The sequence below is a fragment of the Amycolatopsis sp. MtRt-6 genome (assembly GCF_017308975.1).
Lineage (GTDB): Bacteria > Actinomycetota > Actinomycetes > Mycobacteriales > Pseudonocardiaceae > Amycolatopsis.
In genome coordinates, this window is record NZ_JADWPD010000024.1 from 36,339 (window position 1) to 53,246 (window position 16,908).

17 protein-coding genes are annotated in these 16,908 nt (G+C 72.1%); 10 read left to right on the plus strand and 7 right to left on the minus strand.

Annotated elements, in window-relative coordinates:
* Positions 1-3 precede the first annotated feature (3 nt).
* On the minus strand, positions 4-741 hold the full coding sequence (locus I4Q55_RS33190; RefSeq protein WP_307793376.1) for a zf-HC2 domain-containing protein: 738 nt from the start codon (positions 739-741) through the stop codon (positions 4-6).
* A 71-nt stretch (positions 742-812) separates the two neighbouring features.
* On the opposite strand from I4Q55_RS33190, the gene sigC reads away from it, so the two are divergent.
* The 4 genes from sigC (at position 813) to I4Q55_RS33210 (ending at position 5,598) form a co-directional block, all read left to right on the plus strand.
* The gene (gene sigC, locus I4Q55_RS33195; RefSeq protein WP_206793548.1) at positions 813-1,364 is read left to right on the plus strand and encodes an RNA polymerase sigma factor SigC; all 552 of its coding nucleotides are present in this window, start codon (positions 813-815) and stop codon (positions 1,362-1,364) included.
* Between the two features lie 166 nt (positions 1,365-1,530).
* Positions 1,531-3,768, plus strand: a complete 2,238-nt coding sequence (locus tag I4Q55_RS33200) for a xanthine dehydrogenase family protein molybdopterin-binding subunit (protein ID WP_206793550.1) — start codon at positions 1,531-1,533, stop codon at positions 3,766-3,768.
* Between the two features lie 11 nt (positions 3,769-3,779).
* The gene (locus I4Q55_RS33205; protein ID WP_013224858.1) at positions 3,780-4,238 is read left to right on the plus strand and encodes a (2Fe-2S)-binding protein; all 459 of its coding nucleotides are present in this window, start codon (positions 3,780-3,782) and stop codon (positions 4,236-4,238) included.
* 136 nt (positions 4,239-4,374) lie between these two features.
* Positions 4,375-5,598, plus strand: a complete 1,224-nt coding sequence (locus tag I4Q55_RS33210; protein WP_206793821.1) for a CdaR family transcriptional regulator — start codon at positions 4,375-4,377, stop codon at positions 5,596-5,598.
* On the opposite strand, the gene I4Q55_RS33215 is transcribed toward I4Q55_RS33210, so the two are convergent.
* Together I4Q55_RS33215 and I4Q55_RS33220 are read right to left on the minus strand one after the other, a co-directional pair.
* Entirely contained in the window at positions 5,595-6,464 is an 870-nt protein-coding gene (locus I4Q55_RS33215; RefSeq protein ID WP_206793552.1) for a TIGR03564 family F420-dependent LLM class oxidoreductase, read from the minus strand. The genes I4Q55_RS33210 and I4Q55_RS33215 overlap by 4 nt on opposite strands.
* A gap of 15 nt (positions 6,465-6,479) precedes the next feature.
* A complete protein-coding gene (locus tag I4Q55_RS33220) occupies positions 6,480-7,145 on the minus strand; it encodes a TetR/AcrR family transcriptional regulator (RefSeq protein WP_206793553.1) in 666 nt (221 codons plus the stop codon).
* A 139-nt stretch (positions 7,146-7,284) separates the two neighbouring features.
* Between I4Q55_RS33220 and I4Q55_RS33225 the strand changes: the two genes are divergently transcribed.
* Positions 7,285-8,148, plus strand: a complete 864-nt coding sequence (locus tag I4Q55_RS33225) for an SDR family NAD(P)-dependent oxidoreductase (protein WP_206793556.1) — start codon at positions 7,285-7,287, stop codon at positions 8,146-8,148.
* Here I4Q55_RS33225 and mgrA read toward each other — a convergent pair.
* Positions 8,117-9,145: an L-glyceraldehyde 3-phosphate reductase gene (mgrA, locus tag I4Q55_RS33230; RefSeq protein ID WP_206793558.1), complete on the minus strand. Its 1,029-nt coding sequence runs from the start codon at positions 9,143-9,145 to the stop codon at positions 8,117-8,119. The genes I4Q55_RS33225 and mgrA overlap by 32 nt on opposite strands.
* A 63-nt stretch (positions 9,146-9,208) precedes the next feature.
* On the opposite strand from mgrA, the gene I4Q55_RS33235 reads away from it, so the two are divergent.
* Together I4Q55_RS33235 and I4Q55_RS33240 are read left to right on the plus strand one after the other, a co-directional pair.
* The gene (locus tag I4Q55_RS33235) at positions 9,209-10,090 is read left to right on the plus strand and encodes a MoxR family ATPase (RefSeq protein ID WP_206793560.1); all 882 of its coding nucleotides are present in this window, start codon (positions 9,209-9,211) and stop codon (positions 10,088-10,090) included.
* The gene (locus I4Q55_RS33240; RefSeq protein WP_206793562.1) at positions 10,087-11,454 is read left to right on the plus strand and encodes a VWA domain-containing protein; all 1,368 of its coding nucleotides are present in this window, start codon (positions 10,087-10,089) and stop codon (positions 11,452-11,454) included. Before I4Q55_RS33235 ends, I4Q55_RS33240 begins: the two co-directional genes overlap by 4 nt.
* Here the strand turns inward: I4Q55_RS33240 and add are convergent.
* On the minus strand, positions 11,432-12,406 hold the full coding sequence (gene add / locus I4Q55_RS33245) for an adenosine deaminase (RefSeq protein ID WP_206793563.1): 975 nt from the start codon (positions 12,404-12,406) through the stop codon (positions 11,432-11,434). The two genes, I4Q55_RS33240 and add, sit on opposite strands and share 23 nt — an antisense overlap.
* Before the next feature lie 162 nt (positions 12,407-12,568).
* On the opposite strand from add, the gene I4Q55_RS33250 reads away from it, so the two are divergent.
* Entirely contained in the window at positions 12,569-12,784 is a 216-nt protein-coding gene (locus I4Q55_RS33250; RefSeq protein ID WP_242547241.1) for an antitoxin, read from the plus strand.
* A 1-nt stretch (position 12,785) separates the two neighbouring features.
* Here I4Q55_RS33250 and recQ read toward each other — a convergent pair whose 3' ends face one another.
* Positions 12,786-14,621 carry a DNA helicase RecQ gene (gene recQ, locus I4Q55_RS33255; RefSeq protein WP_206793568.1) on the minus strand — a complete coding sequence of 612 codons (1,836 nt, stop codon included), beginning with the start codon at positions 14,619-14,621 and terminating at the stop codon, positions 12,786-12,788.
* A 68-nt stretch (positions 14,622-14,689) separates the two neighbouring features.
* Here recQ and I4Q55_RS33260 point away from each other — a divergent pair, with 68 nt between their 5' ends.
* The gene (locus tag I4Q55_RS33260; protein ID WP_206793571.1) at positions 14,690-15,118 is read left to right on the plus strand and encodes a DUF6314 family protein; all 429 of its coding nucleotides are present in this window, start codon (positions 14,690-14,692) and stop codon (positions 15,116-15,118) included.
* 139 nt (positions 15,119-15,257) lie between these two features.
* Here I4Q55_RS33260 and I4Q55_RS33265 read toward each other — a convergent pair whose 3' ends face one another.
* Positions 15,258-16,001: an SDR family oxidoreductase gene (locus I4Q55_RS33265; RefSeq protein WP_206793573.1), complete on the minus strand. Its 744-nt coding sequence runs from the start codon at positions 15,999-16,001 to the stop codon at positions 15,258-15,260.
* Between the two features lie 246 nt (positions 16,002-16,247).
* Here I4Q55_RS33265 and I4Q55_RS33270 point away from each other — a divergent pair, with 246 nt between their 5' ends.
* A complete protein-coding gene (locus tag I4Q55_RS33270) occupies positions 16,248-16,907 on the plus strand; it encodes a hypothetical protein (RefSeq protein WP_206793575.1) in 660 nt (219 codons plus the stop codon).
* The last annotated feature ends 1 nt before the right edge of the window (position 16,908 follow it).

A 16,908-nucleotide genomic window follows, 5' to 3' on the forward strand; every position in this document is an offset into this window, starting at 1 on the left:
GCCCTATGCGGCGGGCCGGGAGCGACCGTGGGCCTGCCGCCGGAACGGGCGGGGCCGCGGCCGCCCGGGCGCCGGGGCGTCCACAGTGGACCCGGACGTCGCGGCGCCGTCGTCGGCCGTGGCCGCCGGGAGCGGGGTGCCGTGGTCGCGGTGCCCCCGGTGCACCGCGTAGAGCAACGCCAGCCCGAGCACCACGAGCAGGTGCGTCGCCAGGCGGGACAAGGTCACCTGGCCCGCCGCCAGGTCGCCGGCCGACAGCACCAGCAGCACGCCGACGAAGCCCGTCAGCAGCGGCAGCTGGCCGCCCGCCGTCCGGGGGAGCAGGGCAGCCGTCAGCAGGCCGACGCCCACCGCCAGGTTCCACGCGCCGCTTTCGTGGTCGAGGTGGACACCGTGCTCACCCGCCGTGCCGAGCAGTTGCGCGAACGCCAGCCCGAGCTGCGCGATCGCCACCACCGCCAGCGCGGTCCGCCGGCCCCAGTGTTCGCCGGACGGCGCCGGGGTGCGCTCGAGGATCGCCGCGGTCAGGTCCGGCACCGGCGGGGCCGGGCGCAGCAGCATCGTGCGCCGCAGCCGTTCGGCACCGGCGAACCACTCCCGGCACTCCGCGCAGGTCGCCAGGTGCTCGTCGGGCGACACCGGCTCGGCCTCACCGTCCAACCGGGCCGAAAGCGCTTCACGGCAGTCCTCGCACCTCATGGTCCAGTAGTCGGACGGCGGCTCCCGAAAGTTCCCGGTCACTGCTAACTCCGCCTTCCTCCCCGCCACCGCCCTCAACGGAGGCGCTTCGCGCCGCTGTATGTTTATGGACCATGACCCACCGTGAGGACGACGACCGCGTCACGGCCCTCGCCCTGTCCGCCGGCCGCGGTGACCGGCGCGCGCTGGAGGAGTGGGTCCGCGCCACCCAGGCCGACGTCTGGCGCTTTCTCGCCCACCTCACCGACGGCGGCGCGGCCGACGACCTGACGCAGGAGACCTACCTTCGCGCCTTCGGCAGCCTTCGCCGCTTCGCCGGGCGTTCGTCGTCGCGAACCTGGCTGCTGTCGATCGCCCGGCGGGTGGTCGTCGACCAGCTTCGCGCCGCCGGCGCGCGGCCCAAGATCGCCGACACCGACTGGGAAGCCGCCGCCGAGCGCACCCGCGATCCCGCGGCCGGCTTCGAGGACCTCGTCGAGCTGCGCCTGCTGCTCGACGGGCTGGAGCCGGACCGGCGCGAGGTGCTCGTGCTGACCCAGGTCCTCGGGCTCTCCTACGCCGAGGCGGCCGACGTCTGCGGCTGCCCGGTCGGCACCGTCCGCTCCCGGGTCGCCCGCGCCCGTGAGGACCTGATCCAGGCCCGGCGCGCCCGCGGGGCCGGCTGAACCAGCCCGCGCTGCGCCGTCCGGCGCTGTGGCGGCGCACACATTCGGCGGCTTCCGCTGTCATCTCGTCACAGAGATGCGCGAACTCGACTACTCCGCGTTGACGCCGGGTGCAGGGGTCCTTAGCGTGGCGCGCACCCCGCCACCACGCAGCAAGGGATTCCCGATGGCCAGTCCCACCACCGAACAGCCCGAGCCCGGGCAGGTCGGGCGCCGCCGCTTCCTCACCTACCTGGTCGCCGCGCCCACGCTCACCGTCGCCACGAAACTGACCGCCGACGCGGTGGCTCCGGCCCGCGCCGAGGCCGTCGTCCCGACCCTGCCGCAGCCGGCGGAGCTCCTCGACCTCGGGGACGTCCTGACGCTGTCGTGCGCGCCGACCGCCGGGATGCTCGTGCTCGAACTGACCACCGACGGCCGGGCGCGCCTGCAGCTGCCGCGCGCCGAGGTCGGCCAGGGCATCACGACGGCGACCGCGATGCTCGTCGCCGAGGAGCTGGACCTGCGGCTCGACCGCGTCGACGTCGTGCTGTCCGACGCCCGCACCGAGCTGCTGTTCAACCAGCTCACCGGCGGGTCCAACACGATGCGCTCGCTCTACGACCCGGTCCGCGCCACCGCCGCCACCGCGCGGGCCCGGCTGGTCGCCGCGGCCGGGGCGCGGTGGGGGACCGATCTGTCGCGACTGTCCACACGCGACGGTGCGGTGTGGGCGCCCGACGGGCGCAGCGCCTCCTACGGCAGCCTCGCCGGGCCGGCGTCGCGGACGGACCTGACCACCGGGGCCGTCGCGCCGAAAGCCGAGTCGGCGCAGACGCTCGTCGGGACGCCGACCTCGCGCCAGGACGCCCGCGCGATGGTCACCGGCAAGCAGGTCTACACACTCGACCTCGACGTCCCCGGCGCGAACCCGGTGATGGTGCGGCGGCCGCCGACGATCAACGGCACGGTGCGGAAGATCAACAACGAGGCCGCCGTCCGCGCCATGCCGGGGATCATCGACATCGCCGTCGTGCCGACCGGCGTCGCGGTGCTGGCCGAGACGTTCGGCCAGGCTCTCGACGGCAAGAACGCCCTCGACGTCACGTGGGGCCCGGGCACGGTCGACGGCGAGGACAACGAGACGATCAAGAAGAAGCTGCGGGCCGCCGCGCTGCCGTTCGTGGTGCCACCGCTGCTGACCCAGTACGTCGACGGCGAGTTCGACTTCGCCTTCGTCAGCCACGCGCCGATGGAGTCGAACTCCGCGGTGGCCGATGTCCGCGAGGACAGCGCGACCATCTGGGCCGGGCTCAAGTCGCCGATCGTGGCCAAGCAGACCATCGCCCAGGAGCTGGGGCTGCCGGAGAACAAGGTCACCGTGCACGTCCAGCAGGGCGGCGGATCGTTCGGGCGGCGGCTGTTCTTCGACGCGGCGCTGGAGGCCGCGCGCATTTCGAAGGCGATGAAGAAGCCGGTGCGGCTGATGTGGAGCCGGATCGACGACATGCGCCACGGCCGGGCGCGCGCGGCGAGCTACCACCGGATCCGCGCGACCTTCGCGCTCGGGCAGGTCCTGACGTTCGAGCACCGCGTCGCGAGCGTCGAAACCGACTGGAGCCACGGCCTCGGCGAGATCCTCACCGCGTACGCGGCGAAGCTGCCCGTCGGCGGCAACCTCAGCTTCGCGCAGACGGTGTTCCTGCTGACCGTGAAGTCGCCGTACAACTTCGGCGTCACGACGCAGCTGCTCAACGAGGTGCCGCTGAAGTTCCACACCTCGGCGTGGCGCTCGGTCTACTCGGCGAACACCCGCGGCGCCGAGGAGATCATGGTCGACGAGATCGCGGCGAAGCTCGGCAAGGACCCGGTGGCCTTCCGCCGCGAGTTCATCAAGGAGCCACGGCAGCGCGCGGTGCTCGACAAGGTCGCCGAGCTCGGCGAGTGGGGCAGGAAGCTGCCCGCCGGGTTCGCGCAGGGCATCGCCGTGCACGGCGAGTACAAGTCCTACACCGCCTGCCTGGTCGAGCTGGACGCGCGCGACCCGAAGCACCCGCGCGTCACGAAGGCGACGATCGCGGTGGACGTCGGCAAGCCGGTGAACCCGCGCGGGATCCAGGCACAGATGCTCGGCGGCCTGACCGACGCGATCTCGACGACGCTCACCGCGGGCCTGCACATCGACAAGGGCCTGCCGCTGGAGGGCAGCTACTCGCAGTTCCACTACGCGCGGCAGAAGAACTCGCCCACGGACGTCACCGTGCACGTCATGCCGGCCACCGGCGACGACATCGGCGGCGCGGGCGAGCTGGGCCTGCCGGCGCCGGTGGGCGCGATCGCCAACGCCTACGCCCGGGCGACCGGGATCAAGCCCCGCAGCTTCCCGATCACCTTCCCGGTCGACTTCGACCCGTTCCCGCGCTGAGGAGAGCCACCGTGCCGAACTACACCTTCGTGGTGAACGGGAAGACCGTCACCGTCGACGCGCCCGCCGACCTGCCGATGCTGTGGGCGCTGCGCGACAAGCTCAAGGTCCGCGGGCCGAAGTACGGTTGCGGCATCAACGTCTGCAAGGCCTGCACCAGCCACCTCGACGGCGAGGCGTTCAACCCCTGCGTCACGCCGGTTTCGGAGTGTGCCGGGCGCGAGGTCACCACGATCGAGGGGCTGGCCGACGGCGACGAGCTGCACCCGGTCCAGGAGGCCTGGCTGGAGCAGGACGTCGCGCAGTGCGGTTACTGCCAGCCGGGCCAGATCATGGCGGCGGTGGCGCTGCTGAAGAAGACGAAGAACCCGACGGACGCCGACATCGACGCGATCCAGAACGTGTGCCGCTGCGGCACGTACTTCCGGATCCGGGAGGCGATCAAGAGCGCGGCCGCCAAGCTGGCCTGACGCGGATGCGGAGGTTCGACAAAAGAACCTCCGCATTCGCGGTTCCTGTAGCAAGTTCACCCGAACGTGGTGGCCTCGTTCGGGTTAGATGTCGGTCTCGGGCCTCGACGAGGAGGGCCGGGTACCGGAGGCCACCATGCACTACCAGGCGCTTCTGTCCGACGGGCGCGCGCCCCGGGTCGCCTCGCTGGCCGCCGAGGTCGAGCGGAAGCTGCCCGAGCTGGTCGACAGCACCGTGCGGCAGATCCTCGCCGAGATGCCCGTCTACGCCGACGCGCGGTTCGTTTCGCACGCCGAACTCCGGAACTCGGTGCGCGCCAACCTCGAGCACGTGATGCGGACGCTGCGCGGCTCCGACGTCCCGGACCTGTCGCAGGCCCGCCTCACCGGCCGGGCCCGGGCCCTGCAGGGCGCGCCGCTGCCGGAACTGCTGCGGGCCTACCGGATCGGGCTCACCGAGGTGTGGCACCGGTTCGTGGAGCTGACCGCCGTCGCGCAGGACCTGGCCGCGCTGGTCGCCGCGACGACGGCGATCTGGGCCCTGATCGACGACCTCGCCGAAGCACTGACGACGTCCTATCGCGACACGACGGCGGAAGTCATGGTGGCGCACCAGAACCGGCGCTCGGCGCTGGTGGAGGCGCTGTTCGCGGGCGGCGCGGCGACCGAGGGCACGCTGTGGGACATCGCCCGCGTGCTCGACCTGTCCCTCGACGGCACGTTCGTGGTGGTGGCGGCGGAAACCCCGCGGCTGGGCCACGAACCGCTCCCGCAGATCGAGGCCCGGTTGCGCGCACTGCAGCACGCGTCGGCGTGGCGCCTGACACCGGACCTGCAGGTCGGCGTGGTTTCCCTGCGCGACCCGGCCGCGCCCGCGGCGATCGTGGACCTCGTGCGCGAGCACCCGGTGGGCCGGGTCGGGATGAGCCCGGTGTTCACCGGCCTCGGCAACACGGCCCGCGCGCTGCACCTCGCGCGAGTGGCGTTGTCGAGCATGACGCCGGGGACGCCGGGCCTGGTCCAGTTCACCGAGTCGCCGCTGGCCGGGCTGGTGGCGAGCGCGCCGGAGGCGTCGGTCCAGCTGGCCCACCACGTCCTCCAGCCGGTGCTCGACCTGCCGGGCGACGACCGCAACGTCCTGCTGCTGACGCTGCGCGCGTGGTTCGACTGCCAGGGTTCGACGAAGCTGACGTCGGAGCGGATGTTCTGCCACCCCAACACGATCCGCCACCGGCTGAAGCGGATCACGGAGGAACTGGGCAGGTCGTTGACGAACCCGGCGGACATCGCCGAGCTGGGCGCGGCGCTGCGGGCGCTGAACCTGTTCCCGGAGGCGACCCACCTGCCGGCGCCGCGCTAGCCGGCCAGCAGCGCGCGGGTGCGGGCCTGCTCCTCCGCCGAACCGACCGGCATCACCAGCAGTTCCGTCGCCCCCGCGTCCTCGAGGGACTTCACCTGGCGCAGCACGGTCTCTTCGTCGCCGACGATGACGCTGTCCGAGACCCGCTCGTGGCCCTCGCGGTCGAGGATCGCCCGGTACGCCGGAATGCTCGCCGCTCCGCCGTAGGTCTCCTCCACCCACGCCCGGCATGCGTCCACTTCGGACGTCACGCAGACCAGCTGGCCGGACACCACGCGGGACGCGCTCCCCAGCGCCGGCACCACGAACTCGGCGGTCGCCCGCGGGCCCGCCCACGTCGTGATCACGCCGTCGGCCAGCTCGCCCGCCAGCCGCATCGACTGCGGGCTCACCGAGCCGACCAGCACCGCCGGCCGCTGCGCGCCGGGTGCGTTCACCGCACCCGCCGCCGTCAGCGATTCGCCGTGGACGTCCGCTTTCTCCCCGCGCAGCAACGGGTTCAGCGCCTGGAGGTACTCGCGCAGGTGGCGGATGGGGCGGTCGTAGGAGTAGCCGAACTCGCCTTCGACGATGAACTTGTGGCTCAGCCCGACACCCAGGTGGACGGGCACGCCGGTCGACGCCTGCGCGGTCAGGGCCTGCGCCGCCATGGTGATCGGGTGCCGCGAGTACGTCGGCACGACGCACGTGCCCAGCCCCACGCCGGGCGCGGCCGCGGCGAGCGCGGGCAGTGCCGTGAGGGCGTCCCAGCCGCCGCGCTGCGCCACCCAAAGTGTGCCGTAACCGAGTTTCGCCGCTTCGCGGGCTTGGGCCGTGACGGCGTCGAAACCGACGCCGAGTTCGTCGATCAGGATTCCGGTGTGCACGGGACCTCCCGGTGGTCAGTACGCGCGTTCGAGCTGTTTGCGGTCGAGCGCGACGGCTTCGGTGAACAGCGCCAGCGCCCGGGGTGCCACGGCGCGCAGCTGCTTCGGTGGCACGGCGAGCGGCTCGAAGGCGTGCGCGATCGTGTCGGCGAGCAGGGCCGGCTCGGGCGGGGGCGTGTGGCCGAGGAAGCCCTGGAGCACGGCCTGGTAGGCCACGACGAGCTCGCGGACCGGCCGGCCGGTGCGGAGCAGGTCGTTGGCCGTCAGCAGTTCCCAGTACTCGACGAAGGCTTCCGCGTGCCGCGGGTCGAGCCTGCCGTGCAGCTTCGGCAGCAGCTTGCCGAGCGTTTCGGTGTCGTCGGTGTACCCGGCCCGCAGCAGCGGGCGCTTCAGCACGTTGGCGTACTGGATCTCGGTGAGCCGTGAGAGCCGGGCGGCGAGCGGGTCGGCTTCGAGGGTGCGGACGAGGTCTTCGAGGACTCGCACCGACTCCCGCAGCAGCACGGCCAGGAACAGCTCCTCGCGGTTCTTCCAGTGCAGGTAGACGGTGCCCTTGCCGACGTCGGCGAGCTCGGCGACGTCCTCGATCGTCGTCCGCCGGTAGCCGGCACGCAGCAGCAGGTCGGCGGCCGCGTCGAGGATCCGCTCGGCGCGTTCGGCGCGGTCTTCGGCCGGAGGCATGATGCCATCGTATGACCAAATAAGAAATCTGGTCAAATGTTCGTCGTGGTGACCGGCGTCACTCCGGTCTGCTGTCACGGGCGTCCGGCCGCCGGTGTCTGGTGGTCGGTCGGATGCCACACGCAGAACGGGGAAACACATGGGCAAGGTCTGGTTCGTCACGGGTTCGTCGCGCGGCCTGGGCCGCCGCTTCGTCGAGGCCGCCCTCGGCCGCGGCGACCGGGTCGCCGCGACCGCGCGCTCCACCGAGAGCTTCGACGAGCTCGTCGAAGCTTTCGGCGACGCCGTGCTCCCGCTGGAGATGGACGTGACCGACAAGGCGGCCGTCTTCGAGACGGTGAAGCGGGCCGCCGAGCACTTCGGGCGGCTGGACGTCGTCGTGAACAACGCCGGCTACGCGCAGATCGGCGCCATCGAGGAGCTGACCGAGGCCGAGCTGCGCGCCCAGCTGGAGACCAACGTGTTCGGCCCGGTGTGGGTCATCCAGGCCGCGCTGCCGTACCTGCGCGAGCAGCGCGCCGGCCACATCATCCAGCTGTCATCGGCCGCTGGGCTGATCGCCATGCCGCTCGGCGGGGCGTACCAGGCGTCCCGGTGGGCGATCGAAGCGCTGGGCGAAACCCTGGCCAAGGAGGTGGCCGGCTTCGGCGTCAAGGTGACGATCGTCGAGCCGGGCGGGTTCGCCACGCGCGAGGGCAAGAACCCGGACCCCCTCGCCAACGGCCACGTCGCCGAGGCCAACCCGGTGTACGACGGACTGCGCCGCCGCCTCGCGGAGGTCGCGGGCAAGCAGCCGGCCGGCGACCCGGCCGCCGCCGCCCAGGCCCTGTTCAAGGTCGTCGACGCGCCCAACCCGCCCCTGCGCGTGCTCTTCGGCCAGGGCTTCTACCCGATGATCCAGCAGGCCTACGCGGACCGGCTCGCGACCTGGGACGAGTGGCAGGACCTGTCGGCGGAGGCCCACGGGCGGCTCAAGCGTCCGACGACCGCTGCCAAAGATTGATGTCCGCGTCGGTCGCGTGCTCGTCGATCTCGGCCAGCTCCTCGGCGGCGAACTCGAGGTTGCCCAGCGCACCCATGTTGTCTTCCAGCTGCCGCACGCTGCTCGCCCCGATCAGCACCGACGTCACCCGGTCGTCGCGCAGGGCCCAGGCCAGGGCCAGCTGCGCCAGCGACTGACCGCGGCGGCTCGCGATGTCGTTCAGCGCGCGGACACGGGCCAGCCGGTTCTCGTCGAGGGTGTCCGGGTCGAGGGACTTGCCCTGGGCGGCCCGCGAATCCGCCGGGACGCCGTGCAGGTACCTGTCCGTCAGCAGGCCCTGCGCCAGCGGCGAGAACGCGATGCAGCCGGCGTCCGCCTCCGCCAGCGTGTCGAGCAGGCCGTCGGCCTCGATCCAGCGGTTGAGCATCGAGTACGACGGCTGGTGGATCAGCAGCGGCGTGCCGAGCTCCCGCAGCAGCCGGGCCGCCTCCGCCGTGCGCTCCGAGCTGTAGGACGAGATCCCGACGTACAGCGCCTTCCCGGCGCGGACCGCCGCGTCGAGCGCGCCGACCGTCTCTTCCAGGGGCGTCTCGGGGTCGAAGCGGTGCGAATAGAAGATGTCGACGTAGTCCAGGCCGAGCCTGCCGAGCGATTGGTCCAGTGAGGACAGCAGGTATTTGCGGGAGCCCCACTCGCCGTACGGGCCGGGCCACATGTCGTAGCCGGCCTTGGTGGAGATCAGCAGCTCGTCGCGGTAGGGCCTGAAGTCCGTGGCCAGCAGGCGACCGAAGTTCTCCTCCGCCGAGCCGTAGGGCGGGCCGTAGTTGTTGGCCAGGTCGAAGTGGGTGATGCCCAGGTCGAACGCGCGGCGAGTGATGGCGCGCTGGGTTTCCAGCGGCCGGTCGTGGCCGAAGTTGTGCCACAGCCCGAGCGAGATCGCCGGCAGCTTCAGCCCGGAACGCCCGCAGCGCCGGTAGGGGATCGAGTCGTATCGGCCGGATGCCGCAACGTAGGTCACGCGGCCGATGCTAGCCCGCTCTTCGGGTACGCTCCGGGTGAGCGACCGCTTAGGAGGTCAGTGGTGGGCACCGGATTCTTCACCTCGGTCGACGACGTGTCGGCGAAGCTGGCCGACGCCGGCTACCTGGCGTCGACGGCGGTCGCGACGACCGTGTTCCTCGCCGACCGGCTCGGCAAGCCGCTGCTGGTCGAGGGCCCGGCCGGTGTCGGGAAGACCGAGCTCGCCAAGGCCGTTGCCCGGGTCAGCGGCTCGCGGCTGGTGCGCCTGCAGTGCTACGAGGGCATCGACGAAGCCCGCGCGCTGTACGAGTGGAACCATGCGAAGCAGCTGCTGCGGATCACCGCCGGCCGCGACGAGACGTGGGAGCAGGCCCGCACCGACATCTTCGGCGAGGAGTTCCTGCTGCGCCGCCCGCTGCTGACGGCGATCTCTTCCGACGAGCCGACCGTGCTGCTGATCGACGAGACCGACAAGGCCGACATGGAGGTCGAGGGCCTGCTGCTGGAGGTGCTCGGCGACTTCCAGGTCACCGTGCCCGAGCTCGGCACGATCACCGCCACGCGCGCGCCGTTCGCCGTGCTGACCTCCAACGCGACCCGCGAGCTGTCCGAGGCACTGCGCCGCCGGTGCCTGTTCCTGCACATCGACTTCCCGGACTCCGACCTCGAACGCGACATCGTCCGGCTCAAGGTCCCCGGGATCGACGCCGCCCTCGCCGATTCCGTCGTCCGGGTGATCGCCGCGCTGCGCGCCATGGACCTGCGCAAGCTGCCGTCGGTCGCGGAGACCATCGACTGGGCCCGCACGCTGCTCGCGCTCGGCGCGGCCACGCTCGACGAAACGGTGGTGCGCGAAAGCCTCGGCGTCGTGCTCAAGCACCAGGACGACATCGCCAAGGCCACCGCCGGGCTGCAGCTCGAACAGGTCCTGGACGCGTCGTGACCGGCGGCGTGCCGGAGCGGCTCGCGGCCTTCGTCAAGGCACTGCGGGCGCAAGGCATCCCGGCCGGCCCCGCGGAGACGGTCGACGCCGCCGCGGCGCTGGAGGTGCTCGGCCTCGACGACCGGGCGCTGGTCCGCGAGGGGCTCGCCGCGGCCCTGGTCCGCCGCGGCGGGCAGCGCGCGGTCTTCGACGCCGCGTTCGACCTCTACTTCCCGGCCGGGGTCGGCGCGCCGGAACGGGCCCGCGAAGAGCCGTCGACCCTGGGAGAGCTGCGGGAAGAGCTGGCCGCCGCTCTCGCCGACGGCGACCGGCAGGCCCTCTCCCAGCTGGCCGGGCTGGCCGTCGACATGCTGGGCCAGTACGGCTCGGCGTCCGGCTTGGGAAGTGGAAGTTTCTCCGCCCACCAGACCCTGGAGCGGCTCCAGCCGCAGACGCTCATCGCGCGGGTGCTGGCCGCGGTCCGCGGCGGTGGCGCGCGCGGCGAGTTCACCGACCGGTTCGACCGCGACGAGATCCGTCGCCGCGTCGAGGGCTTCCGCGGGCAGGTCCGCGCCGAGGCGCGGCGCCGCGCGGCCGAGGTCCGCGGCCGCGAGCGCGTCGCCAAGCACGCCATCGCGCCGTCGCCCGACCGCGTCGACTTCCTGATCGCGAGCCGCGCCCAGCTCGCCGAGCTGCGGCGCACGATCCAGCCGCTGTCCCGCAAGCTGGCGACGCGGCTGGCCGCGCGCCGCAAGCGGACCACGCGCGGGCAGATCGACCTGCGCCGGACGCTGCGGCGGTCCCTCTCGACCGGTGGTGTACCGCTGCGGCCCGCCTACCGCCACCGGCGGCCCGGACGGCCGGAAATCGTGCTGCTGTGCGATCTTTCCGGCTCGGTGGCGGGGTTCGCGAACTTCACCATGCTGCTGGTGCAGGCGCTGCGCGACCAGTTCGGCAAGATCCGCGTGTTCGCCTTCGTCGACAGCGCCGACGAGGTCACCCACCTGGTCACCACCGGCGCGGCCGACCCCGAGCACCTGGGCGCGCGCATGCTGTCCGAAGCGGCGCTGGTGCGCTGGGACGGCCACAGCGACTACGGCGGCTCGCTGCGCCAGTTCACCGAGAACTGGCTCGAGGCGGTCGGCCCGCGGACGTCGGTGCTGATCCTCGGCGACGCCCGCACCAACGGCGGCGACCCGAACCTCGACGCGGTCCGCGCGATCAAGGCCCGGGCGCGGCACGTCTACTGGCTCAACCCGGAGCGGCGGTCGCTGTGGTCCACGGGGGACTCGGCGGCGCTGGAGTACGCCGGCGTCGTCGAGATGCACGAGTGCCGCACGGTGCACCAGCTCGGCAGGCTGGTCACCCGCCTGCTGCCGGTGTGAGCCAGGCGTCGATGTCGCGCAGGATCTTCGCCTTGGTCGCTTCGGGGGCGAAGGACGCCGTGACGCTCGCGCGGGCGAAGTCCGCCATCGTCGTGTCGTCGTAGCCGAAAGCTTCCCGCACCCGCGCGTACTCCTCGGCCAGCGCGGCGCCGGTGACCGACGGGACGTCGGTGTTGAGCGTGACCGTCAACCCGGCGTCGAGCAGCCGGGGGAGCGGGTGCTCGGGCAGCGACGGCACCAGGCCCAGCGTCACGTTCGACGACGGGCACACCTCCAGTGCCAGGCCGCGGTCGCGGACCTCGGCGACGAGCGCGGGGTCGTCGAGGACGCGGATGCCGTGGCCGAGCCGTTCGGTCCGGCCGACTTCGAGGGCCTCACGGATGCTGTCCGGGCCGGCGTCCTCGCCGGTGTGGTGCAGCAGCCGGATCCCGGCCGCGTGGGCCTTCTCGAAGAGCGTCGCGAACGGCCGCAGCGAGTGGTTTTCCTCGCCCGCCATGCCGATCGCGAAGACTTCGTCGTACTTCAGCGCGAGGTCGAGGGTGCGCTCGGCCCGCTCGACCGACCGGCGCCGGGAGTGATCGAGCAGCAGGCGCCACTCGAGGTCGGTGCTCGTCGACAGTCCGTCGAGGACGGAAGCCAGCGGCATTTCGAGGTCGCCCAGCCGTTCCCCGTGCGAGGCCGCGGTGAAGGTGACTTCGGCGTAGCGCGTGCCCTGGGCGGCTTCGTCCTCGCAGTACTCGCGCGCGATGCGTTCGAAGTCTTCCGGACGCCGGAGGCAGGACCGGATCAGCGCGTTGTAGTCGGCGAAGGCGCGGAAGCCGTCGAACACCGGAGGCTCGCCCGGGACGTCGACGCCGTTCGCCGCGCCCAGCTCACGGAGCGTGGCCGGGCGGATCGTGCTCTCCAGGTGGACGTGCAGGTGGGCCTTCGGCAGGGCGGCCAGGTCGCGCATGATCGCGAGCCTAGGGCCGCCTGCTGGCCCGCCGCGCGGCATTTTCCGGGGCCGGCCGGGACCGGCCCAGGTTTTGGCCCACGTCACACAGGGAACCTTCGGGTGGTTCGTCCGCGTTGTCAGGATGACCGCAACCGACGAAGGAGGGCCACCGTGCCTCTGATGAAGAAGCTGACCATGCTGGCCGGCGCTGCCGGCGCGGCTCGTGCCTACGCGAAGAAGAACCCCCAAAAGGTGAACCAGGCCGTCGGGAAGGCCGCGAAGTTCGTCGACGACAAGACCAAGGGCAAGTACCACCAGCAGATCGCCGGCGCGGTCCGCAAGGTCAACTCCGTGACCGGGCAGCCCGGCCACCCGGGGCAGCCGACCGGCCGGTAGGTCACTCCGCGGTCAGGATCTCCAGGAGTCCCTCGCCGTACTTGGCGAGCTTGTTCTCGCCGACGCCGCTGACCGTGCCCAGATCCGCCAGCGACGACGGTCGTTGCGTGGCGATCTGGCGCAGGGTCGCGTCGTGGAAGACGACGTAGGCGGGCACGCCCTGCTCCTTCGCGACGCCGGCCCGCCACGCGCGCAGGCGTTCGAAGAGCGGGGCCGCCTCCGCGGGCATGTCCACGGCCGCGGCGGCCTTCCGGGTGCTGCGGACCTTCGCGGCGGCGGCCCGCTCGGGCTCGCGGCGCAGCAGCACCTGGCGGTCGCCGCCCAGCACCTCTGAGCTGGTTTCGGTGAGCACCAGCGAGCCGTAGTCGCCTTCGACGGCGAGCAGGCCCTGGGCGAGCAGCTGGCGGACGACCGCCCGCCATTCCGGCTCGCGCAGCTCGGTGCCGATGCCGAACGTCTTCAGCGTGTCGTGCTGGAACTGCGTGACCTTGGGCGTGGACTTGCCGAGCAGGATGTCGATGATCTGGCCGGCGCCGAACTTCTGGCGCCGTTCGTTGCGCAGCCGCACGACGGTCGACAGCAGTTTCTGCGCCGGGATCGTGCCGTCCCACTTCTCCGGCGGGTTCAGGCACGTGTCGCAGTTGCCGCAGGGGCCGGCCTGCTGCCCGAAGTAGTTGAGGATCTGCACGCGGCGGCACTCGACCGTCTCGCACAGCGCGAGCATCGCGTTGAGGTGCGTGCCCAGCCGCCGCCGGTGCGCCTCGTCGCCCTCGGACGTGTCGATCATCTTGCGCTGCTGGACGACGTCCTGCAGCCCGTACGCGAGCCAGGCGGTCGACGGCAGCCCGTCGCGGCCCGCGCGGCCGGTTTCCTGGTAGTAGCCCTCGACCGACTTCGGCAGGTCGAGGTGCGCGACGAACCGGACGTCCGGTTTGTCGATGCCCATCCCGAACGCGATCGTCGCGACGACGATCAGCCCGTCCTCGCGCAGGAACCGCGCCTGGTGCTTCGCGCGCGTGCGCGCGTCGAGCCCCGCGTGGTAGGGCACCGCCGGAATCCCGTTCTGCACCAGGAACTCCGCGGTCTTCTCCACCGAGTTCCGGGACAGGCAGTAGACGATCCCCGCGTCACCGGCGTGCTCGGTGCGCAGCAGCTCCAGCAGCTGCCGCTGCGGCGAGTTCTTGCCGACGATCCGGTACTGGATGTTCGGCCGGTCGAAGCTGGCGACGAAGTGCCGGGCCTCGTCCAGCCGCAGCCGTGCGGTGATCTCCTTGTGCGTGGCCTCGGTCGCGGTCGCCGTCAGCGCGATCCGCGGCACGTCCGGCCACCGCTCGTGCAACGCCGAGAGCTGGAGGTAGTCGGGCCGGAAGTCGTGGCCCCACTGGGCGACGCAGTGCGCTTCGTCGATCGCGAACAGCGAGATCTTGCCGCGGTCGAGCAGCCGCACGGTGGATTCCACCGAAAGCCGTTCCGGCGCCAGGTAGAGCAGGTCGAGCTCGCCGTTCAGGAACGCCGTCTCCACCTCCTGCCGCGCCGCGTAGTCCTGCGTGGAGTTGAGGAAGCCGGCGCGGACACCGGCGTTGCGCAGCGCGTCGACCTGGTCCTGCATCAGCGCGATCAGCGGTGAGACCACGACGCCCACGCCGGGCCGCACCAGGGCGGGAATCTGGTAGCACAAGGACTTCCCGCCGCCGGTGGGCATCAGCACGAGCGCGTCGCCGCCGGCGATCACGTGCTCGACGATCGCCGCCTGGTCGCCGCGGAAGCTGTCGTAGCCGAACACGCGCCGGAGGGTCTCCAGCGCTTCGGACGCGGGTGCGAGGTCGGTCTCTGCCACCCGCCCGACTATAGAGCGGGGGTCCGACAGTTCCGGCCCGCCCCGCCGCGGGGTGCCACACTGGCGGGGTGCACTACTGGCCCGTTCCCGACCTCGCCGCGTATTTCGGCGGCGCCTGGCACCTGGACCGCGAGATCCGCACGGCGGACGGCGACCCCGCGGGTGAGGTGACCGGCACCGCCACCTTCACCGAGGCCGGGGGCGTGCTCGTCTACCACGAGGAGGGCGAGCTGCGGCTCGGCGGCCACACCGGGCCGGTCACCCGGACCCTGCACTACCGCCCGGCCGGCCCCGGCCGCGCGTCGGTCCACTTCGACCACGGCGGCTTCTTCCACGACCTCGACCTGCGCGCAGGTCACTGGACGGCCGACCACCCCTGCCGCGCCGACCACTACCGCGGCGAGTACCGCGTGACCGGCGCCGCGCGCTGGCAGCAGGAGTGGGCGGTGCGCGGGCCGGCGAAGGACCACGTCATCGTCAGCCGGTTCACCCGTTAGCGTCGCACCGCCGGCCCCGAGCGCCCCAATGTGGCCTTGGTTGCGTTCAACGCACCGAAGGCCACATTGGGTGCGTTGAACGCACCGAAGGCCACATTGGGGCGCTTGGCCTGACGTCGAACGCCGGCGACGCGCGAGACTAGACGATGCCGCCGTTGGCGCGCAGCACCTGGCCGTTCACCCAGCGCGCCGGGCCGGCGAGGAACGCGACGACCTCGGCGATGTCCTCGGGCTCGCCGAGCCGTTCGAGCGGCGGCTGCTTGGCCATCCGGGCGACGGTCTCGTCGTCCTTGCCGTCGAGGAACAGCGCGGTCGCGGTCGGGCCGGGCGCGACGGTGTTGACGGTGATGTCGCGGCCGCGCAGCTCGCGCGCCAGGATCATGGTGATCGCCTCGACCGCGCCCTTCGTCGCGTTGTAGACGCCGTAGCCGGGCAGGTTCAGCCCGAGCACCGACGTCGAGGTGGTGATCACCGCGCCGCCGTCGCGCACCCGGCGCGCGGCCTGCTGGGCCACGGCGAACGTGCCGCGGATGTTGGTGCGGTGCACGCGGTCGAGGACGTCGAAGTCGGTGTCGGCGATCGGGGTCGGCGGGCTCATCACCCCGGCCAGGTGCGCGACGACGTCCACGCCGCCGTAGGTGCGCTCCGCGGTGTCGAACAGCTCCGCCACCGCGGCCGGGTCGGCCACGTCGGCGCGGACCGCGATCGCCCGGCCACCGCGCGCGGTGATGGCGTCGACGGCGGCCGCGGCCTCCTTTTCGTTGCCCGCGTAGTTGACGACGACCGCCATGCCGTCGGCGGCCAGGCGCTCGGCGACCTGGCGCCCGATTCCGCGGGAGCCGCCGGTGACGATCGCGACACGGGACACAGCAGGGGTGCTCATCGGTTCCTTCTTTCGTAACGCCGCTTTCTCTCGGTCTGTTATCGACGATACCACTCCGTTGGTAACGCTGCTACCCGCGCTGTCACCGTCGTCACCCTCCCCGTGGCGGGGCGGAGGCATCCGGCCGTATCGACGCGGCCGGACGGCCGAATCCCGAGGTCAGGCGCCTCGTGCCCGTTTTCGGCCGCGGTAATCCGGGAACACCGGTCGCAGCGGGGGCTTGACATCCTTGAAGGAGTTTGAGCGATGCCCACATGGCTGATCGTCTTGATCGTCGTCGTGGCCGTCGCGGTGCTCGGCGCCGTGATCTGGCTGGTGACACAGGAAATGCAGCGAAAACGGCTGCAGCAGCGGTTCGGTCCCGAGTACGACCGCACGGTCGCGGAGAAGGACAGCCCTCGAGCCGCGCAACGGGAGCTCGCCGAGCGCGAACGCCGGCACAAGGAGCTCGACATCCGGCCGCTTTCGGCGTCGGCGCGCGAGCGCTACGCCCGGGAATGGGCGCAGGTACAGGAAAAGTTCGTCGACCAGCCGGCCGCCGCGGTCGGCGACGCCGAGCGGCTGCTGAACTCGCTGATGGCCGAACGCGGCTACCCGACCGAGGGCTACGAGCAGCAGCTGGCCGACCTTTCCGTGCGGCACGCCAAGACCCTCGAGCACTACCGCGCCGCGCACACCACGCAGCAGAAGCGCGACGGAGCGTCCACTGAGGACCTGCGGGACGCGATGGTGCGCTACCGCACCGTGTTCGAGGACCTGCTGACCGACGGTGCCGACGAGAAGCGGGACCACGACCGCGATCACCACGACCGCCGGAACGGGCACGACCACGACCGCGCCGACCGGCACGAGACCGAGCGCCAGGCGTCCGCGAGCCGGCGGACCGAGTCGAATGGAGGACGTTGAC

Excerpts from the sequence above, each read along its gene's own strand:
- sigC (WP_206793548.1), top strand. The coding sequence starts at position 813 with ATGACCCACCGTGAGGACGACGACCGCGTCACGGCCCTCGCCCTGTCC.
- I4Q55_RS33250 (WP_242547241.1), top strand. The coding sequence starts at position 12,569 with ATGAAGAAGCTGACCATGCTGGCCGGCGCTGCCGGCGCGGCTCGTGCC.
- I4Q55_RS33220 (WP_206793553.1), bottom strand. The coding sequence starts at position 7,145 with ATGCCTCCGGCCGAAGACCGCGCCGAACGCGCCGAGCGGATCCTCGAC.
- I4Q55_RS33225 (WP_206793556.1), top strand. The coding sequence starts at position 7,285 with ATGGGCAAGGTCTGGTTCGTCACGGGTTCGTCGCGCGGCCTGGGCCGC.
- I4Q55_RS33270 (WP_206793575.1), top strand. The coding sequence starts at position 16,248 with ATGCCCACATGGCTGATCGTCTTGATCGTCGTCGTGGCCGTCGCGGTG.
- I4Q55_RS33265 (WP_206793573.1), bottom strand. The coding sequence starts at position 16,001 with ATGAGCACCCCTGCTGTGTCCCGTGTCGCGATCGTCACCGGCGGCTCC.
- add (WP_206793563.1), bottom strand. The coding sequence starts at position 12,406 with ATGCGCGACCTGGCCGCCCTGCCGAAGGCCCACCTGCACGTCCACCTG.
- I4Q55_RS33200 (WP_206793550.1), top strand. The coding sequence starts at position 1,531 with ATGGCCAGTCCCACCACCGAACAGCCCGAGCCCGGGCAGGTCGGGCGC.
- I4Q55_RS33210 (WP_206793821.1), top strand. The coding sequence starts at position 4,375 with ATGCACTACCAGGCGCTTCTGTCCGACGGGCGCGCGCCCCGGGTCGCC.